The sequence below is a fragment of the Iamia sp. SCSIO 61187 genome (genome assembly GCF_019443745.1).
GTDB lineage: Bacteria > Actinomycetota > Acidimicrobiia > Acidimicrobiales > Iamiaceae > Iamia.
In genome coordinates this window covers 3244688-3265570 of record NZ_CP050948.1, presented here as the reverse complement: position 1 = coordinate 3265570, position 20883 = coordinate 3244688, and the positions used below count along the sequence as shown (strand labels likewise).

At 74.2% G+C, this 20883-nt stretch carries 25 protein-coding genes; 5 read left to right on the top strand and 20 right to left on the bottom strand.

Annotated elements, in window-relative coordinates; all coding sequences use genetic code 11:
- Positions 1-32: 32 nt before the first annotated feature.
- From HC251_RS15535 to HC251_RS15485, 11 genes are all read right to left on the bottom strand, one after another.
- A complete protein-coding gene (locus tag HC251_RS15535) occupies positions 33-842 on the bottom strand; it encodes a LysM peptidoglycan-binding domain-containing protein (RefSeq protein WP_219941504.1) in 810 nt (269 codons plus the stop codon).
- Positions 839-2155 (bottom strand): hypothetical protein, encoded by a 1317-nt coding sequence (locus HC251_RS15530; RefSeq protein ID WP_219941503.1) that lies wholly within the window; start codon positions 2153-2155, stop codon positions 839-841. Before HC251_RS15530 ends, HC251_RS15535 begins: the two co-directional genes overlap by 4 nt.
- Before the next feature lie 68 nt (positions 2156-2223).
- Positions 2224-2673 (bottom strand): hypothetical protein, encoded by a 450-nt coding sequence (locus HC251_RS15525; RefSeq protein WP_219941502.1) that lies wholly within the window; start codon positions 2671-2673, stop codon positions 2224-2226.
- Positions 2667-3140, bottom strand: coding sequence for a hypothetical protein (locus tag HC251_RS15520; RefSeq protein WP_219941501.1), 474 nt, complete (start codon positions 3138-3140; stop codon positions 2667-2669). Before HC251_RS15520 ends, HC251_RS15525 begins: the two co-directional genes overlap by 7 nt.
- Entirely contained in the window at positions 3137-3550 is a 414-nt protein-coding gene (locus tag HC251_RS15515) for a hypothetical protein (RefSeq protein WP_219941500.1), read from the bottom strand. Before HC251_RS15515 ends, HC251_RS15520 begins: the two co-directional genes overlap by 4 nt.
- Positions 3547-3789, bottom strand: a complete 243-nt coding sequence (locus HC251_RS15510) for a hypothetical protein (protein WP_219941499.1) — start codon at positions 3787-3789, stop codon at positions 3547-3549. The genes HC251_RS15515 and HC251_RS15510 overlap by 4 nt, the downstream gene beginning before the upstream one ends.
- Positions 3790-3811: 22 nt before the next feature.
- Entirely contained in the window at positions 3812-4720 is a 909-nt protein-coding gene (locus HC251_RS26045; RefSeq protein ID WP_219941498.1) for a type II secretion system F family protein, read from the bottom strand.
- 16 nt (positions 4721-4736) lie between these two features.
- Positions 4737-5630 carry a type II secretion system F family protein gene (locus HC251_RS15500; RefSeq protein ID WP_219941497.1) on the bottom strand — a complete coding sequence of 298 codons (894 nt, stop codon included), beginning with the start codon at positions 5628-5630 and terminating at the stop codon, positions 4737-4739.
- On the bottom strand, positions 5627-6955 hold the full coding sequence (locus HC251_RS15495; protein ID WP_219941496.1) for a CpaF family protein: 1329 nt from the start codon (positions 6953-6955) through the stop codon (positions 5627-5629). The genes HC251_RS15500 and HC251_RS15495 overlap by 4 nt, the downstream gene beginning before the upstream one ends.
- An 88-nt stretch (positions 6956-7043) precedes the next feature.
- The gene (locus HC251_RS15490) at positions 7044-8363 is read right to left on the bottom strand and encodes a hypothetical protein (protein WP_219941495.1); all 1320 of its coding nucleotides are present in this window, start codon (positions 8361-8363) and stop codon (positions 7044-7046) included.
- On the bottom strand, positions 8363-9046 hold the full coding sequence (locus HC251_RS15485; RefSeq protein WP_219941494.1) for an SAF domain-containing protein: 684 nt from the start codon (positions 9044-9046) through the stop codon (positions 8363-8365). Before HC251_RS15485 ends, HC251_RS15490 begins: the two co-directional genes overlap by 1 nt.
- Before the next feature lie 346 nt (positions 9047-9392).
- On the opposite strand from HC251_RS15485, the gene HC251_RS15480 reads away from it, so the two are divergent.
- The gene (locus HC251_RS15480; RefSeq protein WP_219941493.1) at positions 9393-9635 is read left to right on the top strand and encodes a helix-turn-helix domain-containing protein; all 243 of its coding nucleotides are present in this window, start codon (positions 9393-9395) and stop codon (positions 9633-9635) included.
- Here the strand turns inward: HC251_RS15480 and HC251_RS15475 are convergent.
- The gene (locus HC251_RS15475; protein ID WP_219941492.1) at positions 9632-10168 is read right to left on the bottom strand and encodes a hypothetical protein; all 537 of its coding nucleotides are present in this window, start codon (positions 10166-10168) and stop codon (positions 9632-9634) included. The two genes, HC251_RS15480 and HC251_RS15475, sit on opposite strands and share 4 nt — an antisense overlap.
- Positions 10169-10294: 126 nt before the next feature.
- Here HC251_RS15475 and HC251_RS15470 point away from each other — a divergent pair, with 126 nt between their 5' ends.
- The 4 genes from HC251_RS15470 to era are packed head-to-tail and all read left to right on the top strand — an operon-like array spanning position 10295 to position 13930.
- A complete protein-coding gene (locus tag HC251_RS15470) occupies positions 10295-11275 on the top strand; it encodes a PhoH family protein (RefSeq protein WP_255566438.1) in 981 nt (326 codons plus the stop codon).
- Between the two features lie 35 nt (positions 11276-11310).
- Positions 11311-11775: an rRNA maturation RNase YbeY gene (gene ybeY, locus HC251_RS15465; RefSeq protein WP_219941491.1), complete on the top strand. Its 465-nt coding sequence runs from the start codon at positions 11311-11313 to the stop codon at positions 11773-11775.
- On the top strand, positions 11772-13073 hold the full coding sequence (locus tag HC251_RS15460; RefSeq protein ID WP_219941490.1) for a hemolysin family protein: 1302 nt from the start codon (positions 11772-11774) through the stop codon (positions 13071-13073). Before ybeY ends, HC251_RS15460 begins: the two co-directional genes overlap by 4 nt.
- Positions 13070-13930, top strand: coding sequence for a GTPase Era (gene era, locus HC251_RS15455; RefSeq protein WP_219941489.1), 861 nt, complete (start codon positions 13070-13072; stop codon positions 13928-13930). Before HC251_RS15460 ends, era begins: the two co-directional genes overlap by 4 nt.
- Here era and HC251_RS15450 read toward each other — a convergent pair whose 3' ends face one another.
- From HC251_RS15450 to zwf, 8 genes are all read right to left on the bottom strand, one after another.
- Positions 13931-14683 (bottom strand): RIO1 family regulatory kinase/ATPase, encoded by a 753-nt coding sequence (locus HC251_RS15450; RefSeq protein ID WP_219941488.1) that lies wholly within the window; start codon positions 14681-14683, stop codon positions 13931-13933.
- Between the two features lie 108 nt (positions 14684-14791).
- The gene (locus HC251_RS15445; protein ID WP_219941487.1) at positions 14792-15715 is read right to left on the bottom strand and encodes an aminoglycoside adenylyltransferase domain-containing protein; all 924 of its coding nucleotides are present in this window, start codon (positions 15713-15715) and stop codon (positions 14792-14794) included.
- Positions 15716-15734: 19 nt separating this feature from the next.
- Complete coding sequence (locus tag HC251_RS15440; protein WP_219941486.1) at positions 15735-15914, bottom strand: hypothetical protein; 180 nt, start codon at positions 15912-15914, stop codon at positions 15735-15737.
- A gap of 176 nt (positions 15915-16090) precedes the next feature.
- On the bottom strand, positions 16091-16288 hold the full coding sequence (locus HC251_RS15435; protein ID WP_219941485.1) for a hypothetical protein: 198 nt from the start codon (positions 16286-16288) through the stop codon (positions 16091-16093).
- A complete protein-coding gene (locus HC251_RS15430; RefSeq protein WP_219941484.1) occupies positions 16285-17058 on the bottom strand; it encodes a hypothetical protein in 774 nt (257 codons plus the stop codon). The genes HC251_RS15435 and HC251_RS15430 overlap by 4 nt, the downstream gene beginning before the upstream one ends.
- Before the next feature lie 114 nt (positions 17059-17172).
- The gene (locus HC251_RS15425; protein ID WP_219941483.1) at positions 17173-18225 is read right to left on the bottom strand and encodes a hypothetical protein; all 1053 of its coding nucleotides are present in this window, start codon (positions 18223-18225) and stop codon (positions 17173-17175) included.
- 20 nt (positions 18226-18245) lie between these two features.
- Positions 18246-19106: an arylamine N-acetyltransferase gene (locus HC251_RS15420; RefSeq protein ID WP_219941482.1), complete on the bottom strand. Its 861-nt coding sequence runs from the start codon at positions 19104-19106 to the stop codon at positions 18246-18248.
- A gap of 6 nt (positions 19107-19112) precedes the next feature.
- Positions 19113-20609, bottom strand: coding sequence for a glucose-6-phosphate dehydrogenase (zwf, locus tag HC251_RS15415; RefSeq protein WP_219941481.1), 1497 nt, complete (start codon positions 20607-20609; stop codon positions 19113-19115).
- Positions 20610-20883 lie beyond the last annotated feature (274 nt).

The window sequence follows — 20883 nt, the reverse complement described above, 5'->3', positions numbered from 1 at the left end:
GACACGGAAGGTGCCTGGCACCATCCGTGGGGCTACGGGGCGGGCGGGGGCGGGGGCAGCTGGAACGTCTGGCCCGGGTGGATGAGGTCCGGGTTGGACGGGTCGACCAGCACGTCGCGGTTCGTCTCGATGAGGCCGGTCCAGTAGGGGACCACCTCGGCGTCGGTCGGTGCCCGGCCCCACGCGTCGGCCAGGGTCGCCTCGGCGATGTGCCAGAGGTGGTCGCCGGGGGCGGCGGTCCAGGTCCGCTCCGAGGACTCGGCGGCCGGTACGTCCTCCACCTCGAGGGTCGACGTCCCCTCGGCGTCGGGCAGCCGGCGGAGGATCACGTCGTCGCCGTCGGGCAGCCGCTCGAGCACGACCTGGTTGTCGGCCATCGCCGACCCGCCGCCGGGGCCGGGCGCCTGGTCGGGGAAGAGGTTGGCAGCCATGAGGCTCGCCGCCGACGCGGTGAGGCCCACCCCGGCGACGGCGCCGAGGATCTTGCGCACCGCCGGGAGGGTGGCCGCGTCGGCCAGCCGCACCAGGGCGGGGATGCGGCTGAGCCGGGCGGCCAGGCCCAGGACGGTGACGACCAGCAGGTACCAGGCGAGGGCCAGGCCGACGAGCCGGATCAGGGCGAAGGCGGCGACGACCACGTCGCGGTCGTCGAGCCACAGCTGCAGCTCGGACCGGTCGAGCAGCGGCGGGGTCGACAGCTGGCCCGACCCCAGCCGGTTGAGGATCAGGATGGTCGCGACCAGGCCGACGATCCAGGCCGCCCCCACGAGCAGGCGCCGCCACGCCGGGTCGGCGACCTCCTGGGCCGGTGCGGGCGGGGTGGGGCCGAACGTGCGGGTCATGCGGCCACGTCCACGACGATCGGCTCCTGGTCGCCCCGATCGGCCACCAGCACGGCGCAACCGTCGCCGTCGGGGTCGGCGGCCCGAAGGCCGGTCGCCCCGGCCACCTGGCTGACGGCGCTGACCGTCAGGGCCTCGGCCGGCTCGACCCAGCGGTCGAACACGAACACCTCGCCGGTGCGGGTCCGCAGGGTGGCCACCGTCGCCCGGCCGTCGCAGTCCCAGTCGGCGACCACGGCGAGGTCGCCGGGTTCGCCGGCCCGCCAGGTCGTGCCTTCGACGGTGACCCGCTCGCCCTCGACGACCACGGCCTCGGGGCAGCCGTCACCGTCGACGTCGGCCGTGACCGCACCGCCGGCCGGTGCGCACCCCGGGGCGGTGGTCGTGGTGGTGTCCGGGGCGGTCGGCGCCGGGGCCGTGGTGGTGGGGGCCGGGCGGACGTCGAGGGTGGTCGTGCTGCGGGGCGGGTCCGTCGGCGGGGGGGCGGTGGTGGTCGGGACGGCCCTGTCGGGCCCCGGGTCCGCCGACGACGGGGCGATCCAGGCCGCGGCCGCCGCGGTGGCGGCCACGATGGCGCCGAGGGCGACTCCGGAGAGGGTGCGCCGGCCTGGGCGGGGGAGCGCCACCCGGCGGGCCCGGGACTCGTGCTCCCGCGGCGGACGAGCGCGGCGGGAGCGGGTGGGCGGGCCGACGGCGTCGCGGATCGACGCGGCCAGCTCACCCGCCGCCGGGCGGGCGGCCGGGTCGTCGGCCTGGGCCCGGTCGGCCAGGGTCAGCAGTGTCGCCCGGCGGCCGTCGTCGCCAGCGTGGGCCCGGCGCCGGTCGGGGATGACCGGCCCCCCGTCGGACGGGACCACCAGCGACGTGAGCAGGGCCCCGAGGGCGGCGACGTCGACAGCGGGGTCGACCGCGCCGGACCGGGAGGCGTCGGCGAAGCCGGTGAGCACCGCCCGCCCGTCAGCGGCGAGCAGGACGTGGTCGGCGGTGATCCGGCCGTGGACGATGCCGGCCCGGTGCAGGTCGGCCACGGTGGTCGCGACCTGGGCGACGATGTCGGCGGCGGCGGGCGGGGGCAGCCCGGCGACGGTGGCCAGCGAGTGCGGGCCGACCCAGGCGAGGTGGAGCTCGGTGCCGGTGGGCCCGCGGTGGTGGGCGACGACCTGCACGGCGCCGGGGTGGGCGAGGGCGCGCAGGATGGTGGCCTCGCCGGTGAGGCGGGCCGCGGCCGCCGGGTCGGTCGCCCGCTTCACCAGCACCGGCCGGCCGTCGTCACCGGTGACGACGCGGTGGGTGGTGGGCGGACGCTCGGGCACGGGACCGGCCTACCCCGCCGTGCGCGAGATGACACGAGAGATCATGAGGAGGAGGAGGAGGAGGGGGCCTACTGGGCCAGGTCGGAGGTGGCCCGGCCGGTGACGGCCACGGTGTCGGGCCCGCCGGGCAGGGCCTTGGAGAACACCGTCTCGACGTCGATGGTGACGGCGATCTCGACGGTGGCCTCGGCCTCGTCGACCGAGAACCGGGTGATCTCGGCGCCGGGGGCGTTGTCGGCCAGCGACACCTCGGCGGCCTGGCGGGCGGCGACGGGGTCGAGGGTGACGGCGCCGCCGCCGTAGAACGCGGCCTCGTCGAACCCGGCGGCGGCGGCGTCGTTGGCCGCCCCCTGGGCCGCCGTCACCAGCTCGCGCTGGCCCAGGTGGATGGCCCCGAAGTCGACGCAGAACGCCCCCAGGACGACGAAGACGAGCACCGCCGCCGGCATGAGCATCAGCGACGACCCCCGGTCCCGGCCGGTCCCGGCGCCGGTGTCGGGGTGGTGGTGGCTCAGCACGCGGAGGCGGCGTCGAGCCCGGCCCGGAGCCGGTCGATGCGCGTGCTGTGGGACGACGTCACGTCGAAGGCCCGGCCGAAGCCCCCGATGACCGGGATCTGCAGGGCCGGCACGGGATAGCTCGCCGTGTACGACACCGTGCCGCAGCGGACGAAGGCGCCGGTGGGCTCGCTCAGCTCCATCCGGCTCGGCGTCCGGCCGTAGGAGGCGATGGCGTCCTCGGCGGCGTCGCGGGCGGCCTCCTCGCCGGCGAACCCGCCGTCGCTCTCGGCGTAGGTGCGGGCCGCCTCCCGGGCCGCCGAGGTGACGGCGAACTTGGCGTCGATCACGCCCCATGCGTTGACCAGCAGCAGCGTGCCGAAGACGAAGATCAGCACGCAGAACGGCAGGACCTCGGCGCCGGCGGACCCCCGCTCCCGGGCCGCCCCGCCGGGTGCCGCCGGCGGGCGGTGGTGGGCGACCCTCACCGGACCTTCTCCACCCGGACCCTCACCGTCTTGTCGATCCGGCCGACCCCCACGTCGGCGTCGCTGAAGATCAAGAAGCTGGGGTTGTCGACGACGATGCGCAGCTCGATCACGTCGTCGCCGAGCGTCCAGTCGATGTCCTCGATGCGGGACGAGTAGCGCCCCAGGTTGTCGCGCAGGTCGGCCTCGGCCCGGGCGGCGGCGCCGGCCCGCCCGCCCTCGGCCTCGGCCCGGGCCACCCGCCGGGCGGCGTCGTAGGCGTTGGCCGTGACGGTGGTGTTGGCGTACAGGTTCACGCAGATGTGCACGGCGAACATCAGGAACCCGAGGAACACGGCGATGGCCGCGACCGAGGTGACGAGGCTCTGGCCCCGCTCCCGGTCGCGGGGCGGCGCCGTGGGGACGGTCACGAGCCGATCTGGTCGACCTGGTTGGAGGTCTTGGTGGACGCGCCCTGGAAGAGCAGCTTGAAGGCGCCCCACATCAACACGCCGAGGAAGGCCATGATCAGCACCACGATGGCGGCCGAGATCACGCCCTCGCCCCGGTCCTCGGTCTCGAGCCGGTGCCGGGCGTGCACCAGGCCGGAGCGCACCCACGTGTAGGTGGCGAGGGCGCTGTGGTCGAGGGTCGAGCTGAGGGTCTGCATGGTGTGCCTCCGTGGTGGGGGATCAGGAGCCCGAGAAGAGCGAGAGGGCCTGGGTGAAGGGGACGGCCAAGAAGATGACGCCGGGGATCAGCGTTGCCACCGTGACCGGGATCCACACCTGCTGGCCCCGGCGCTCGATGTGCTCGAGCAGCTCGCGGTGGACGTCGCGGCGGATGGCCCGGGCCTCCTCGCTGATCAGGCGGCCCAGGTCGCTCGCCTCGCGGTTGAGGGCGAGCACGTGGACCAGCCGGTCGACGCCGTCGACGTCGGCCAGCGCAGCCCACTCGCGCAGGGCGTCGGTCTCGCTGAGCCCCTGGCGGACCCGTCCGATCACCCGGGAGATGTCGCGGGCGCAGACACCGTTGCTGCGCTGGGCCACCCGGGCCAGGGCACCCGAGAGCGAGTAGCCGGCCGAGAGGAGCAGGCCGATCTGCTCGCTCACCACCGGCAGCTCCAGGAACAGGCTGCGCTGCCACCGCTTCGAGGCGGCCGAGATCTGCTGCTCGAGCAGGAGGAACGCCAGGAGGGGCGCCCCGAAGGTGAGCAGGATGCCCACCGGGACCGGGAGGCCGAGGGCGACCGACGCCAGGGCGCCGAGCCCGAAGGCGGCCACGACCCACCCGAGCTGGCGGACCCGGAAGGCGGTGACGTCGAGGGGCGAGTGGATGCGCGTGAGGCGGATGCCGAGGTCCTCGCTGACGCCGAACAGCCGGGCGACCTGCTCGCCCACGCCCCGCGACACGGGGCCGACGACGTCGCGGAAGCTCTCCAGCGACAGCAGCCCGCCCCCCTTGCCCGGCGCCAGCCCACCGGGGGTGTACGGACGCAGGCGCTCGGTGAGCGGGCGGCGGGCGAACCACCGCGTCGTCGACAGCAGCAGCGTCGCCCCGACCCAGAGGACCAGGCCCGAGAGCACGAAGAGCCGCGTCATGCGGACCCACCCCTCCTCATCGCTCGAACACCCTCTCCTCCTCGGGCAGCCGCATGATCGCCCCGGCCCACACCCAGCAGCCGATGATCATGCCGATGGCGGCGACGACGGCCAGCTGCCCGCCGGCGGTGGCGTAGGCGGCCCGGCCCTCGCCGACCGACACGCCCGCGGTGGCCATGCCCAGCGGCACCACCAGCACGAACGTGCGGGCGAAGCGGACGCCGGCCTGCTTGGCCCGGGCGTCCTTGCGGCCCTGCACGTCCTGGATGCGGTCCTCGATGAGGTCGCGCAGGCGGCTGTCGAGGTCCGAGCCGCCGATCTCGTGGGCGACCAGCAGGGTCTCGCAGGTGGCGTCGGCGGTGGGGTCGGCGAGGCGGTCCTTCAGCACGGCCACCGTGCGGGGGAAGTCGGTGGAGATGAGCCACTCGCGGTGGGCGGCGTCGAACGCCGCCCGCATCTCCTGCGGGCCCCGCTGGCCCACCTCGAACAGCGCCTGGGGGACCGACCGGCCCAACGACCCGGTGAGGATGCGGATCTCCTCGATCATGCGGGGCCAGGCCTCCTGGGCCACCGTGCGCCGGGTCCGCCGCCGGTTCCGGTAGGAGGCGATCGGGAAGCTGGCGGCGAAGGCACCCAGGGCCAGGGCGGGGATCGGGGAGGCGAAGATGGCGTAGCCGAACGCCCCTCCCACCAGCCCGAGCACGCCGACCACGGCGACGAACTCCACCGGCTGGACGTCGTCGAGCCCGGCCTGGATCAGCCAGTCCTGCGGGCCCCGCCGGGTCCGGGTGCGGCGCTCGACCCGGGGTCCGGGGGCGAGTCCCTTCCAGTCGAGGGCGACGGCGGTGTACAGCAGGTGCACGCCGTAGGCGCCGGCGAGGGCGAGGACGAGGGCGACGAGCGGGCTCACCGACGCCCTCCGCTGCCGTTCCCCGCGGCCGTCGGGTGCGCGCGGGCGTCGTCCAGGATCGACCGCAGGTCGTAGCCGGCGTCCCGGAAGGGGCGCTCCAGGCGCTGGGGGAGCTGGCCGGTCCAGGTGAGCGGGGCGTCGATGCCGTCGCGGCGGAACAGCTCGGTGACGGTGAAGGCGTTGCCGTCGGGGCTGGCCGACAGGTCCTCGACGGCGATGACCTCTGTGACCCGCGGGCCCTCCGGGGTGCGGGCGCAGTGGACCACCACGTCGATGGCCTCGGTGACGAGGCTGTTGAGGGCGCTGAGGGGCAGGTCGTTGTCGGACAGCTGGCAGATGAACCGGAGGCGGGACAGGGCCTGGCGGGCCGACCCGGCGTGGATGGTGGTGAAGCCCTTCACCCCCGACGAGAGGGTGAGCAGCAGCGGGAGGGCCTCGCGGTCGCGGACCTCGCCGACGATGGCCACGTCGGGGGCCATGCGGAGGAAGCCGGCGACCAGGCGGCGGAGGTCGACCGCCGCCCGCTCGGGCCGCGCCGCCCGGGTCTGCATCGACGCCACGTTCGGGAGCGGGATGTCGACCTCGAAGACCTCCTCGGCCGTCACCACCCGGAGCCGGGGGTCGAGCTCGGCGGCGCAGCACGAGAGCATCGTCGTCTTCCCCGAGCCGGGGGCCCCGGCGAAGATCACCGAGCTGTTGGCCCGCACGCACGCCTTGAGGAAGGCGGCCACGGGGCGGGACAGCATGTCGCGGTCGACGAGCTGGTCGAGGTTGCGGAACACGACCCCGGTGAACTTCCGGATGTTCACCATGACGTGGCCGCCGCGGGCGATGTCGCCGTGGACGATGTGGAGGCGGGCGCCGTTGTCGAGCTGGGCGTCCTGCAGCCCCTCGGCGGGGTCGAGCTTCCGGTGGGCGCCGGAGGCGTCGTCGATGATCTTGGTCAGGGTCCGGATGACGTGGGCGTCGTCGTGGAAGACCTCGTCGTGGTACCCCGAGGGCCCGACGTGGCGCTTGACGAAGATCTCGTCGGGGGCGTTGATCATCACCTCCCACACGTCGTCGTCCTCGACGAGGGGGGCGAGGGGCCCGTAGCCGCACAGGTTGCGGTAGGCCCGCTCGACCACCGTGGCCGGGTCGGACAGGTCGAAGGCCCGCAGCCCCCGCTTGTGGTCCGCGGACCACTGGGCCACCTCGTCCTCGATGAGCGCCCGCAGCCGGGCGTTCCCGTCGGCGCTGCCCATGTCGAGGGCGACGCCCTTGGCCCGGTCGAGCACGGCCCGCTCGATCTCCTCCAGCGGGCTGACGTCCACGTCGCTGCTCATCCGTTGCGCTCCTGCTCGGCTCGCACGCTCACCCGTTGCTCTTGCTCGGCTCGCACGCTCACCCGTTGCTCTTGCTCGGTTCGCACGCTCACCCGAGTGCCTCCTCCTCGGCCCAGGAGCCCAGCTCGCCGGGGGCGATGGGCACCGGGGTCGGCTCGGTCGCCGCCGGGCCGACCGGGGCCCGGCTCAGCAGGTCGGCCAGGGCGCGGGTCACGGGCTCGGTGAGCGACTGCGGCAACCGGCCACCGTCGCGGAGGATCTCGTCGAGCCCCCGGCGCTCGGGCACGTGCACCGGGCCGACCACGGCGACGCCGCCGACGCGGGCCCCGCTCAGGTCGGCGAAGCTGCGGGTCAGCTCGGCCCGACCCTTGGCCGTCTTGGCCGAGCGGTTGACCACGGCGAGGATCCGCTCGGGCGGGACGCCGTGCTCGCGCAACCGGTTCACCGTCCGGACGAGGCCGTGCATGCCCTTGATCCCGGGGGCGCCCACGACCACCACGGCGTCGGCCCGGCTGGCGATGGTCCGGGCCATGACGTTGCGCTCCTCGACGTCGATCGACCCGCACTCGGCCTCGCCCTCCAGGTCGTCGTCGACGTCGGCGACCACCACGCCGAAGGCGTCGCGGAGCCCGAGCAGGGCGGCCTCGAAGCTGCGGGGCTTGAGCACCGCCCAGTCCCGGTGCCGCCGGAGGCCGAGCAGGAGGTTGTAGCCCCGGTTCACCACGTCGAAGGTGAGGGCCTGCACCTCGTCGGGACGGGGCCGGCGGCTGCGGTGGGCGTCGACCAGCTCCTGGAGGCCGGGGACGATGTCGCGGGCGTCGTGGAGCATGGCCTGGTCGGCGTCGAGGCACATGTCGGCGAGCACGGGGCGGCCCAGGGCGCGGGTGCCCTCGGCCTGGCCCAGGCCCTGGGCGATGGCCATGGCCAGCGTCGACGCCCCGGTGCCGCCGCTGCCGGTGACGGCGACGAGGGTGCCCAGCGCCGTCGGGGGGTCGGGGACGTCGGCCGGGTCGAGGGGGAGCTCGGTGGCCGAGCCGATCATGCGGGCGTGCTCGCCGAGGGCGTCGAGCAGCTGCTCCCTGCGCAGGGTCGGGGGCAGCACCGCAGCGGCCCCCAGCTCGGTCCACGCCGGACCGGCGCCGGGGGCGGTCCCGTCGACGACCAGCACGGCGACCTGGTGGCGCGCCGCGGTGTCGAGGAGGTCGCGGTCGACGGCACCGGTGGTGGCGTCGATCAGCAGGGCGCTGAAGGGGCGGCCGCTCGTCAGCCGGACCTGCACCTCCTCGGCGGCGACGCACTTGACGAAGTCGGCCGGGATGGAGCCGACGGTGGCCCAGCGGGCGACCTCGGTGAACCACGGCGAGCGGCTGGTGCCCAGTCCGAGCAGGACGTAGCGCTCGACGGCCATCAGCCGCCCGACCCCTCGTCCTCCGGCTCGGTGGTCGTCGTGGTGGACCCGCCGGTCGCCGGGTCGACCTCGACCGACGGCCGGAAGACCTCGGCCACGTCGACGTCCTCGGCCCCGCTGACCCGGATGAGGCTGATCTTGCCGGCGGTGCTGGCGTTGACGATGGCGATCCGCTCCTCGGCCGTCGGCACCTGGAGGCGGACGACGACCTGGCCGGCGGCGGCGAGCGAGTCGTCGTCCTCGGAGAGGCTCACCACCCGGGCGTCGGCGCTGAGGGTGACGGTCGTGGCCGACGTGTCGGTGCCGTAGGTGGCGAGGACGTGGACGTAGTCGCCGCGCGACAGCTCCCCGGCGTTGGCGTCGGCCTGGGCGACGGCCACCGAGAAGGTGGGGATCTCGGCGTCGGTGCCGGTGGCCAGCCCGCCGGCCTGGATGAGCTCACCCTCCGACAGGGGGCCGACGGCGATCGCCCCCACGAGGGCGTCCGGGTCGGAGAAGACCCGGCCCTCGAGCCGGTCGGGGACCTCGATGGCGACGGCCTCGAGGTCGTCGGGGCCGAGCGTCGAGCCGGGGGCGATGTCGCGGGCGGCGACGTAGTACCGGGTGCTGGGCCCGCGGCCGGCGCCGGAGACGGCGGCGAAGATGCCGACCGCGGCCACCGCCACCAGGAGCCCACCGACCACGGCCCGCCCTCCCGGCAGCCCTCGCCGGGGCCGGATCCTGCGTCCGCTCGAACCCTCCCCCGCCGGGGGGCCCGTGCCCTTGTCGAGCACTGGGGGTCGTGTCTGGGTGGCGGCCACGACGTCCTTTCGCGATGGTGGTCCCTCGGTGGGGTGCGACCGCCGGGTCGTACCGCTCGACGCCCGGCGCCAAACCTCGCCGCCACCGGGGTCCGGGGGGTGACCACCCCGGCGGCGGCGGACCGCACGACGGGCGGGCGGCCGGATCGCCCGGTGCGTGCAGAGGGGCCGGAGGGGGCCGTCGTGCAACGAGGGTGTCGGAGACGCGTCGCGGGGTAGGATCGGTCCCGTGACCGACTCACCCCGATGGCTCAGCACCGCCGAGGCGGCCAAGCGACTCGGCATCACACCCCGGACGCTCTACCGGTTCATCGACGGCGGGCAGCTGCCCGCCTACCGGCTGGGACGGGTGATCCGCCTCCAGGAGCAGGAGGTCGACGCCTTCATCCAGACCTGCCGGATCGAGCCCGGCAGCCTGGAGCACCTCTACCCCGACGCCGTCCCGGTCGACGCCGCGACCGAGTCGCCCTAGCCCTCGACGACGGCCAGCTCGGCCAGCGAGGCCAGCGGCACGTAGACCACGTCGGCCCCGTCGGCCAGGCGCAGCACGGCCACGTCCCGGCCCACCGAGCGCACCTGGCCCGACAGCCCGGTGCCGTCGCGGGACACCGCCAGCACCCGGGGCCGGTCGCCGGCGATGGCCGCCACCGCCTCGGCGAAGGCGATGTCGAGGGCGTGGGCCCGCTCCCCACCGCCGGTGGGCTGGCCCTCGGCCCGGATGGCGACGATGGCGTCGAAGGGGACGAGGACGTCACCGTTGCCCGTCCGCAGGGCGACGAAGTCCTCGCCCACGGCCCGCACCAGGCCGCGGTGGGTCCGGTTGGCGACGCCCTGGACCACGACGGTGGCGGCCCGCTCGGCCAGGTCGAGCAGGACCCCGGCGACGACGGCCTCCTCGTCGGCCGCCTGCCGGAGCCAGCGCTCCCGGGCCCGCGAGGCCACGGCGGCGTCGGCCCGCTGCTCGGCCAGCCAGCGGGTGATGTCGCCGACCAGGTCCTCACCCATGGCGTGAACCTACGCGCCCCCGGCCACCGCGGGACGCGCCGCGGAACGACCGGGCGGCCGGGCGGGCACCGGCGGTACGCTGGGGCCCGGCGTGCCGGATCGGCCGGGCGCCGGTCCGGAGGATCGTTGGCGTCCACGCAGGTGAAGATCGAGGTCCCCGGCAACCACCTGATGGCGCCCCTGCTCGGGACCCACGACGAGCACCTCCGGTTGATCGAGGCGGCCTTCCCCGGCACGCGGGTCGTGGTCCGGGGCAACGAGGTGGTCATCGACGGCGACGACGTCGGAGAGGTGGCGCGCCTCGTCGACGAGCTAGTCACGCTCGTCCAGCGGGGCGAGCTGCTGGAGCCGGCCACCCTGGGCCGCACCATCGACATGGTGCGGGCCCACGAAAGCCCGTCGGAGGTGCTCACCGCCGAGGTCCTGCGGGCCGGGCGGGGCAAGAGCGTGAAGCCCAAGTCGGCGGGCCAGAAGCGCTACGTCGACGCCATCGCCCGCAACATCGTCACCTTCGGCCTGGGGCCGGCGGGCACCGGCAAGTCGTGGCTGGCGGTGGCCATGGCCGTCCAGGCGCTCCAGGCCAAGACGGTCGACCGCATCATCCTCACCCGGCCGGCGGTCGAGGCGGGGGAGCGGCTCGGGTTCCTGCCCGGGGACCTGATGGCCAAGGTCGACCCGTACCTGCGGCCGCTCTACGACGCCCTCAACGACATGGTCGGCACCGAGGGCAGCCAGCGGCTCCTCGAGCGGGGCGCGGTCGAGGTGGCCCCGCTGGCGTTCATGCGGGGGCGCACCCTCAACCAGAGCTTCATCATCCTCGACGAGGCCCAGAACACCTCACCCGAGCAGATGAAGATGTTCCTCACCCGCATCGGGTTCGGGAGCCGGGCCGTCGTCACCGGTGACACCACCCAGGTCGACGTGCAGGGCGGGGGGAGCGGCCTCGACGGCCTCGAGGCGACCCTCGGCGGCATCGAGGGGCTGTCGTTCGTGCACCTGGACCGGCGCGACGTCGTCCGCCACCGCATCGTGGCCGACATCGTCGACGCCTACGACCGGGCCTCGGCAGCCGCGCCCAAGGCGGGCCGCTCCGACCGGCGACGATGATCGGCCGGGCCGGGCCCCGGTCGGTCGAGGTCACCGTGACCGAGGACAGCGACGAGGAGGTCGACGGCCCCCGCTGGGGCGCCCTGCTGGCCGCCGTGCTCCACGCCGAGGGCGTGCCCGCCGGGGCCGCGGCGGGGCTGACCTTCGTCTCGCCGTCGGCCATGGCCGCCCTCAACCAGGCCCACATGGGCGGGACCGGGCCGACCGACGTGCTCGCCTTCCCGATCGACGGCCTCGCCGCCACCGGGGGGAACGGAGATGCCCCGCCCGGTGTCGTGGGCGACGTGGTGATCTGCCCGGTCGTGGCGTGGGCCGGCGCTGCCGGCCACGCCGGCTCCGACGATGACGAGCTCGCCCTCCTGGTCGTGCACGGGGCCCTCCACCTCCTGGGCCACGACCACGCCGAGGACGACGAGCGGGAGACGATGCAGCAGCGCGAGCGCGAGCTGCTGGCGGCCCACCACGGCCCCCTCGCCGGCGACCCGTGGAGCGGCGGGTGAGCCCGGCGACCCTGGCCATGCTCAGCGCCCTCGTGGTGCTGCTCCTCGGGCTGATCTTCCTGGCCATCGCCGAGACCGGTCTGACCCGCATGACCAAGGCGCGGGCCACCGCCCTGCGCGAGGAGGGCCGACGGGCGGGCGGGTCCCTCGTGTGGCTCGTCAGCCGCCCCGAGGCGTTCATCAACCCGCTGCTGCTCGTGGTGCTCATCGTGCAGTCGGCCCAGACGGCCCTCACGACGTTGCTGGCCGAGGAGCTCTTCGGCAGCTGGGGCGTGCCCGTCGCCCTGTTCGTGAACGTGGTGGTCGTGTTCGTCCTGGCCGAGGCCGCTCCCAAGACCTGGGCGCTGCAGCACCCCGACACCGCCGGGCTGCTCGCCGCCCGCCCCATCCGGGCCCTCACGATCCTCTGGCCGCTGCGCATGGTCTCCAAGGCGCTCATCGGCCTCACCAACGTCCTGCTGCCCGGAAAGGGGCTCCGCGAGGGGCCGTTCGTCACCCAGGACGAGCTGCTCGCCATGGCCGAGGAGGCGGCGGAGCAGGAGACGATCGAGGACGAGGAGCGGCAGCTGATCCATCGCATCCTCGAGTTCGGCGACACCATCGTCCGCACCGTGATGGTGCCCCGCACCGACGTGGTGGCGGTGACGTCGACCGCCAGCGCGTCCGAGGCCATCGAGACGGTGCTGGCGCACGGTCTCAGCCGGCTCCCCGTCTACGAGGGGGGTGAGGGCTTCGACGAGGTCGTCGGCCTGGTGTTCGCCCGCGACCTCATGCGGGTCGAGCGCGAGGGCCACGGCCAGGACCCGGTCACCGCGGCCATGCGTCCCGCCCGCTTCGTCCCCGAGACCAAGCGCGTCGCCGAGCTGCTCCGGGAGATGCAGGCCGAGACGTTCCACATGGCGATCGTGGTCGACGAGTACGGCGGCACCGCCGGCATCGTCACCCTGGAGGACCTCATCGAGGAGCTGGTCGGGGAGATCGTCGACGAGTTCGACGACGAGGACGCCCGGGCCGAGCCGGTGGGCGACGGGTCGTACCGCGTCGACGCCCGCCTGACGATCGACGACGCTCGCCAGGTGCTGGGGATCAGGCTCCCGGACGACGACGTCGATACCGTCGGGGGCGTGCTCGTCCAGGCCCTCGGGCACATCCCCTCCGAGGGTGAGGAGGCCGTGGTCGACGGGGTGCGCCTCCAGGCCGAGTGCGTCGAGGGCCACCGCATCGTGCGGGTCCGGGTGACCCCGGAGGCCGAGCCGGGCGTCGACCCCGTCGGCGACCCTGCGGGTGACGCGCCATGAGGTCCGGCTTCGTGACGCTCGTGGGCCGGCCCAACGTCGGCAAGTCCACGCTCGTCAACCAGATCCTCGGCTCCAAGGTGGCGATCACCTCGGACAAGCCCCAGACCACGCGCTCGCAGGTGCGGGGCGTCCTCCACGCCGTCACCGAGGTCGACGGGGCCGACGAGGACGTCCAGATCGTCTTCGTCGACACCCCCGGCGTCCACAAGCCCCGCACGACGCTCGGCCAGCGGCTCAACGACACGGCCACGTCGTCGATCCCCGACGTCGACGTCGCCTGCCTCGTCATCGACGCCACCGCCAAGGTCGGCCCCGGCGACCGGTTCGTCGCCGCCCGGGTCCCGAAGAGCGGCATCGTGGTGATCAACAAGGTCGACCTGGCGTCCAAGGACCAGGTCCTGGCCCAGCTGGTGGCGGTGTCCGAGCTGGGCTTCTCCGAGTACGTGCCGGTGTCGGCCCGCACGGGCGAGGGCGTCGACACCCTGCTGAGGCTGCTGGTCGCCCGCATGCCGGAGGGCCCGCCGTTCTACCCCGACGAGGTGGTGCGGGAGACGCCCGACGACGTGTGGGTCGCCGAGCTGGTGCGCGAGCAGCTGTTGGCCGTCACCCACGACGAGGTCCCCCACTCGATCGCCTGCCGGGTCACCGAGTGGGAGGACGACCGCATCCGCGTCGAGATCCTCGTCGAGCGCGACTCCCAGAAGGGGATCGTGATCGGCAAGGGCGGGAGCGTCCTGAAGGAGGTCGGCACCCGGGTGCGCGAGCAGCTCCCCGAGGGGACGTTCATCGAGCTGGCGGTCAAGGTCGAGAAGGACTGGCAGCGCCGGCCCGACAAGCTCAACCGCCTCGGCTTCTAGTCACCCCAGCACCGTCCCGAGGACGGCGTCGGGGTCCTCGGCCCCGTCGACGCCCCGGGAGGCGAACCAGCGGCACACGTTGACGACGTCGCGGTGGAGCAGCTCGTAGCCGTTGGTGGCGGCGTGCAGGTCGACGGCCTGGGGGACGTCGATCACCCACACCTGCTCCTCCCACCAGAGGAGGTTGTAGGCGGAGAGGTCGGCGTGGACCCACCCGGCCCGCGTGGTCGTCCGCACCGCGTCGACGAGCTGGTCCCACGCCGCGGCCAGCTGGCTCGGGCCGAGCCGGGCCTGGGCCAGGCGCGGGGCGGCGCCGTCGTCGTCGCCGAGGTACTGCTGGACCACCGAGGTCTGGCGGTCCGTGCCCACCGGGTACGGCACGGGGACGCCGGCCTCCCACAGGGCGAGGAGGACGTCGTGCTCGTGGCCGACCCAGTCGGCCCGGACGAGCTGGCGGCCGTAGCGGCTCATGTTCGCCACCGCCCGCCGGCCGCGGCTGTCCCGTGGGCCCCGGCCCTCGCGGTAGCCGACGTCGTTGCGGAAGGTGGCGGCCGTGGTGAAGCCGAGCGCCTCGAGCTCGCCCTTGTGGCTGACGGTCTTGGGGCGGTAGCGCTTGTCGGCGAGGAGGTGGCGGCGGGCGCCGTCGAGGCTGGTCCGCTCGAGCACGCGGATCTCGGCCTCCTTGCCGGTCTTCAGGGTGCCGAGCTCGGTGTCGACGTAGTCGTCGGCGATGAGCCAGTCGGGTCGGGGCATGGAGGTCTCCCGGTCGCAGGTGGACGGAGGTCCGCCCGGCCGGCGACGGGAGAGCCAGGTGCGGCTAGGTCCGGTGCGCGCGAGCGGGGCGGTGGGCAGCGGTCGTGGTCACGCGGCACCTCCTCCACTCGGCGAGGGGCCCACCGTCGCGCCGGTCGCCCCACGGGGCAAGCGGTTTCCCGGCGCCGAGCGGATGCTGTCCCGCACGAAGGCCGCCAGAGCGAGCAACGCCTCCTCGTCCCACCGATGGCCGTGGGTGCGGCGGAGGTCGGCCGGGACCTCGGCGGCCGAGCGGTAGCACTCCAGGGCGTCGGCGACGACCGGGCGATGGGTCGGAGGCAGGTGGGCGAGGGCCCAGGCGCCGCCCTCCTCCTTGCTGAGCGGCGGCGCCGGATCGTGGGCGAGCAGGTGCAGGGTCCGGCAGGCGTTGAGCACGCCGTACACCGGCGTGCTGACGAGCCCGTCGGCGAGGGTGTCGCGCACATCGGCCAGCACCGAGGCGACGAGGTCGCGGCGCGCGACCTCGCCCACCACCTCGGTCGGCTCCGGCCCGAGGAGAGCGATGCCCCGGTGGCGGGTCACAGCGCAGTGGCCCGCCAGATCGGGGTCGGTGCCGCGAGGACCCGCTCCGCCGGAGCGGACGTCGGCGACCCACCTCTCGGAGAAGTGGCATGCGTACGGCACCGGGTGGCGGGGCGCCTCCACGGCGCTGCGGAGGACGACCGAGAGCTCCAGGCCGGCGCTCGTCGGACGCTGCTCGGAGACGTCGAGCAGGCGGAGGGCGAGCGAGCGGCGCTCCCGCTCGGTCGGGAGGACGTCGACGACGACGAGCAGGTCCGCGTCGCTGTGGGCCCGGTGGTAGCAGCCCATCGCCAACGAGCCGTGCAGGTACACGCCCACCGGTCGAGGGAGCTCCTCGACGACGCCGGACACGATCCCCTCGACCCAGCGCCGGACATCCGGATCGCAGTCGTCCCAGTGCTGGGCTCGGTCGGGGGTGTGGTCGATCGCCGACCGCTCAGGTGGCGCCACGGGTCGGATCATGGCGCTGTCACCCGACGGGCACCAGGGGTCGGCGCCAGGGGCGGGCGGGGGTGGTGCGACATCGTCGGCCGTGGTCGTCGGGTGGTCGGTGGACCTCGACGGTGCCGTCGGGCTCGAGGGTGAGGGTGAACCCGCCTTCGTGGACCTTGTGGTGGTGGTACCGCCACAGGGGCACCAGGTTGGCCATGTCGGTGCGGACGTGGTGGTTGGTGGGGTCGGGGTCGTAGTCGATGACGTGGTGGGCTTCGGTCCAGTCCGATGGCGCGTCGCAGCCGGGGAAGGCGCAGTGCGTCGCGTGGCGGAAGCGGAGGGCGCGGCGTTGGCCTCGGTTGCGGATGGGTGAGGCGCGGCGGAGCCGCCCCTTCAGGGTGGGGGGCGGGGTCGGAGGACGTGGATGTCTTTGGCGGCGTCGAGGACCTCGCCGTCGGCGGAGATCACCAACCGGTGGACGTGCGCTCCGCAGAGGAGCCGGTGCAAGGAGGCGGGGCGGAGGGGGGTGCCGTCGATGAGCTCGCTGATGCGAGCCTCCTCTCCGTCGCTCGTCGCGCAGAGGGTCGTCAAGCCGGGGGCGCGACATCCAGAGCCTGGTTCAGGTGGTCGCCGTCGAACGTCACCCGGTGGGTGGGCTCGGTCACCAGCACCTCGAGCCCCGGGTGGGCGACCAGCTCCTCGATGAGCGCGGTCGTCCCGGCGACGAAAGTCCAGGCAAGGTCGATCTCGGTGGCCACGCACCACGCCCGGTCCTCGGGCCACCAGAGGTTGGGGGACTGGTGGTCGAGGGCCTCCTCGAGGTCGACGACCTCGGCCACGGCACCGATCGCCAGCAGGTAGTCGCGGTTCGGCAGGCGTAGGAGGGGTCCGTCGAGCACCTCTCGGGGGACGGGCGAAGGGATGGGTTCGCCCCGGCCGTCGAAGGTGAGCATCACCGCCGAGCCGTTCAGCTGCCCGAAGCCGTCCCAGACGCCGAACCAGCACCGCTCGGGCGTGGTGGTGTGGCGGCCGAGCACCTCGGCCAGGACGGCCAGCTCCCGGGGCGGGAGCGACCCCCAGCTCACATCGGTCGACGGCTGAGCCCACCCGTGCGCGGCCTGGCCGGGGCGGGTGCTGATCAGGAGGAGCTGCATCTCCGGGTGGACGATGCGCCCGTTCGCCTGCGCCACCTCGGCCCACCGTCGGGTCGGGGCACCCGACTGGTCGTCGATGGGGTGGAGGAGCCGTCCGTAGGCGGCGAACCCGGTTGGCACGACGGCGCCGACCCCCTCGGCGAAGCCCATCAGGCGGGGCCCGATCCAGTCCGCCACCGCCACATCGGCGCTCCACTCGATGGTCACGGCCGCAACTCTGCCCCCGATCCCGTCCAGGGGGGCCAAGCTTTGTACGGAACCCCGCAGCATGCGGCGGTTTCCGTCCAAGGTTCGCGGCGCTGCCGTCTCCGGTGGCCCACGTCAGACCATCAGGCGGGGGGTGACCATGGCGAGGGTGGCGTAGGTCTGGATTCCGGGCGGTGCGGCCACGACGGCGGGGATGGCGTTGACGACGGGGACGCCGGTGATGCGCATGCCGATGGCGTGGATGGCCTCCGGGGTGAGGGTCGCCAGGTCCTGGTCGGGCCAGATGTCGACCTTGGCTCGCACCTGGGGGTCGCCGTCGACCTCGACGAGGTAGCCGTGCTCGACCGGCATCTCGGGCTCGAGGTCCCGGGTCATCACCCAGCGCTGCGCCAGCTCGACCACCTCCCGCCCCCCGGCCCACCCGGACCACCGGACGTCGATGCCGGCCACGCCGCCTGCGGCGATCGGCCGGCCCGAGAGGTCGAGGTCGCGGGTGGCCGCCGCCAAGGTGACGGCGCAGCGGGTCTCCTCCACGGCGACACCGAGGAGGGCGCAGAGCACGTCGACGCCGTCGGCGAAGACCCTCACCGCCCGCTCCACGTCCTCGGCGTGGCCCGGGTCCCCGATCGGCCGGCCCCACCCGAGGTCGTCCATGTTGGAGTCGCCGGCGAACAGGCTGGTGTCGACCGACTCGGTGACCCGGACGTGGCGCACGTCGAGCGACGCGCCCGCCAGGACCCCGGCCACCAGCTGGGCGAAGCCGGGGTTCATGCCGCTGCCGAACAGGGTGGCGCCCCCGTCGCGGGCGGCGGACGACAACGTCTCCACCGCGGCCGGCCCGAGCGAGCGCCCGGTCAGCAGCTCCGACGACGTCACCACGTCGACCCCGGCGCGCAGCAGCGTGGCGACCTCGTCCACGTCGACGTGCAGGGGTGTGTAGACGACGCAGTCGGGGCCGAGGGCCAACAGGGCCTCGACGTCGGACGTGGCGGAGACGCCGACGGGGGCGTCGAGCCCGCACAGCTCGCCGACGTCGACGCCCTCCTTCGCCGGAGAGAAGGCGTAGACGCCGACGAGCTCCAGGTCGGGGCGGCCGAGGACGGCCCGCACGGTCTGGCGGGCGACGTTGCCCGTCGTCCACTGGACGACGCGGTGGGGAGCGGTCACGGGCGGCAGCCTGCCACCTGTCAGCCTTGGGCGGCGGTCCACACCTGGTGGGCCCGCAGGACGCGCGGCCAGAGACGGTCGGGGTCCTGCGGCTCGATGCCGAACTCCTCGGCCAGCAGGTCGAGCCACGACGACCGGTCGTCGACGATCGTCGTGGTGGTCCCGTCGGCGGCGACGACCGAGTGGTTCAGGCCCCGCAGCGCGACCTCCGTGTCGGCCGTCCGTCGCTTGACGACGAAGTAGCGGACGAAGTTCGACTCCGGGTCGGTGGTGAGCCACGTGTGGCGCTCGCCGAAGACGTCCATCCCGGTCGGGGGGCCGCCGAAGCTCATGCCGGTGAAGGAGCCGGCGGGGTCGTGGGCGAGGTGCCACTCGCCGACGCCCTCGGGCGTGACGGCTGCGAGCACCATGGTGAACGGCGGCTGCTCGATCGGCCCGACGACCAGCGGCGTCGGGGAGTGGAGGCCGTCGCCCAGGCCCACGTCGACGTACCAGCGCCCCTCGGGGCAGTCGTCCGCGGGCAGGTCGGACACGACCAGGGCGAGGTGGTTGATCGGCCCGTCGGCCGAGGGCCCGTCGGGTCCGTGGACCCGGCCGACGTGCCGGGTGACGTGGTAGCCGAGGGCGGCGACCAGGGCGGCGAACCCTCCGTTGAGGTGGAAGCAGTACCCGCCCCGCCGTGTGGTGGCGATGCGGGCGGCCGAGGAGGTGGTGGCGATGCCCCAGTCCCGGCCCTCGTGGATCCACGCCGTCTCCCACGGGATCCGCTCGACGTGGGCCCGGTGGATGCGGGCGAGGCCGTCGGCCGACGGCGGCTCCCGGTCGAGACCCAGTCGCCGGAGGTAGGCGTCGACCAGGTCGTCGGGGAGCGCGGCCGGCACGGCGACCTACCGGCTCTGGCGCCAGCCCCGCTCGAACGGCAGGCGCCAGGCGTGGGGGGCGATCAGCTGGTGGATGGCGTTGGGACCCCAGGTCCCGGGGGCGTAGGGCTTGACCGGCGGCGGGTCGTCGAGCAGCGGGATCGAGCGCTCCCACAGGCTCTCGATGCCCTCGGCCGTGGTGAACAGGGTGTGGTCGCCCCACATGGCGTCGAGGATCAGCCGCTCGTAGGCCTCCAGGACCTCGCCGGCCCGCTCGGTCTCGTGGGTCGAGAACTGCATGCTCAGCTTGTCGAGCTTCATGCCCGGCCCCGGCCGCTTGCCGTAGAACGAGAGCGAGACCTTGGAGTCCTCGGCCAGGTCGAAGGTGAGGTGGTCGGGGCCGGCGGCGCCCACCCCCGAGCCCGCCGGGAACATCGACCGGGGCGCCTCCTTGAAGGCGATGGAGATGATGCGCAGGCCCTCGGCCATGCGCTTGCCGGTGCGGAGGTAGAACGGCACGCCGGCCCACCGCCAGTTGTCGAGGCCGGCCTTGAGGGCGATGAAGGTCTCCGTGTCGGAGTCACGGGCCACGCCGTCCTCGTCGTGGTAGCCGACGTACTGGCCCCGGACGACGTCTCCGGGCTGGACCGGCAGCAGCGACCGGAAGACCTTGTTCTTCTCCTCGCTGATCGCCCGGGGCTCGAGGGCCGTCGGCGGCTCCATGGCGACGAAGGCGAGCACCTGGAACAGGTGGGTCACGACCATGTCCTTGTAGGCGCCGGTGGCCTCGTAGAAGGCGGAGCGACGGTCGAGGCCCAGCGTCTCGGGGATGTCGATCTGCACGTGGTCGATGAAGTTGCGGTTCCAGATGGGCTCGAACAGGCCGTTGGCGAACCGGAAGGCGAGGATGTTCTGCGCCGCCTCCTTGCCTAGGAAGTGGTCGATGCGGAAGATCTGTTCCTCGCCGAAGGTCTGGTGGACCTGGTGGTTCAGGGCGACGGCCGACGGCAGGTCGGTGCCGAACGGCTTCTCCATCACCACGCGGGATCGGTCGACGAGCCCGGCGGCGCGCAGCGTGTCGATCACCGCCAGCGCGGCCCGGGGCGGGACGCTCAGGTAGTGGAGCCGGAGGGCGCCGTCGCCGAGGAGGGCCTCGGCCTCGTGGACGGCGGTGGCGAGGGCCTCGGGTCCGGCGGACTGGGGGACGTAGACGAGCGTCTCGGCGAAGGCGTCCCACTGCGCCGGCGTCAGGGGGTGGGACGAGAACTCGTCGACGGCCTGGCGGGCGAAGGCGCGGAAGGAGGCGTCGTCGTGGTCCTCGAGCGAGGTGCCCACGACCCGGATGTCGGGGGCGAGCGATGAGGCGTCGAGGTGGGCCAGGCCGGGCAGGAGCTTGCGCCGGGCCAGATCCCCCGTGGCGCCGAACAGGGTGACGACGTGGGGGGCGACCCGTTCGCCGGCGTCCCGTGACGGGCGCGCGCCGGGCGCCGGGTACGAGATGGTCTGGGGGGCGCTCGCCGACATCCCGCGATGCTCTCACCCCCGGCGCACCGCCGCGACCAGCCCTGGGCCACGAGGTGCCTGGGGGTTCGGCGGATGGGTCGGCGGTGCTGGGTGCGGTGGTCGATCAGCCTGGCGGTGATCCGGAGCGCGATGGCCAGGCAGAGGCCGGCGTGTCGGTGGTCTGCTCGGCGGTCGGTGTCGTGGCCGCCGGCGCCGTTCTGACACCGCTGCCGGACACCGATGTCGCCTGGCGCGAACAGAACGACCGTCGAGGCGGCCATCGCCGTTCTGACAC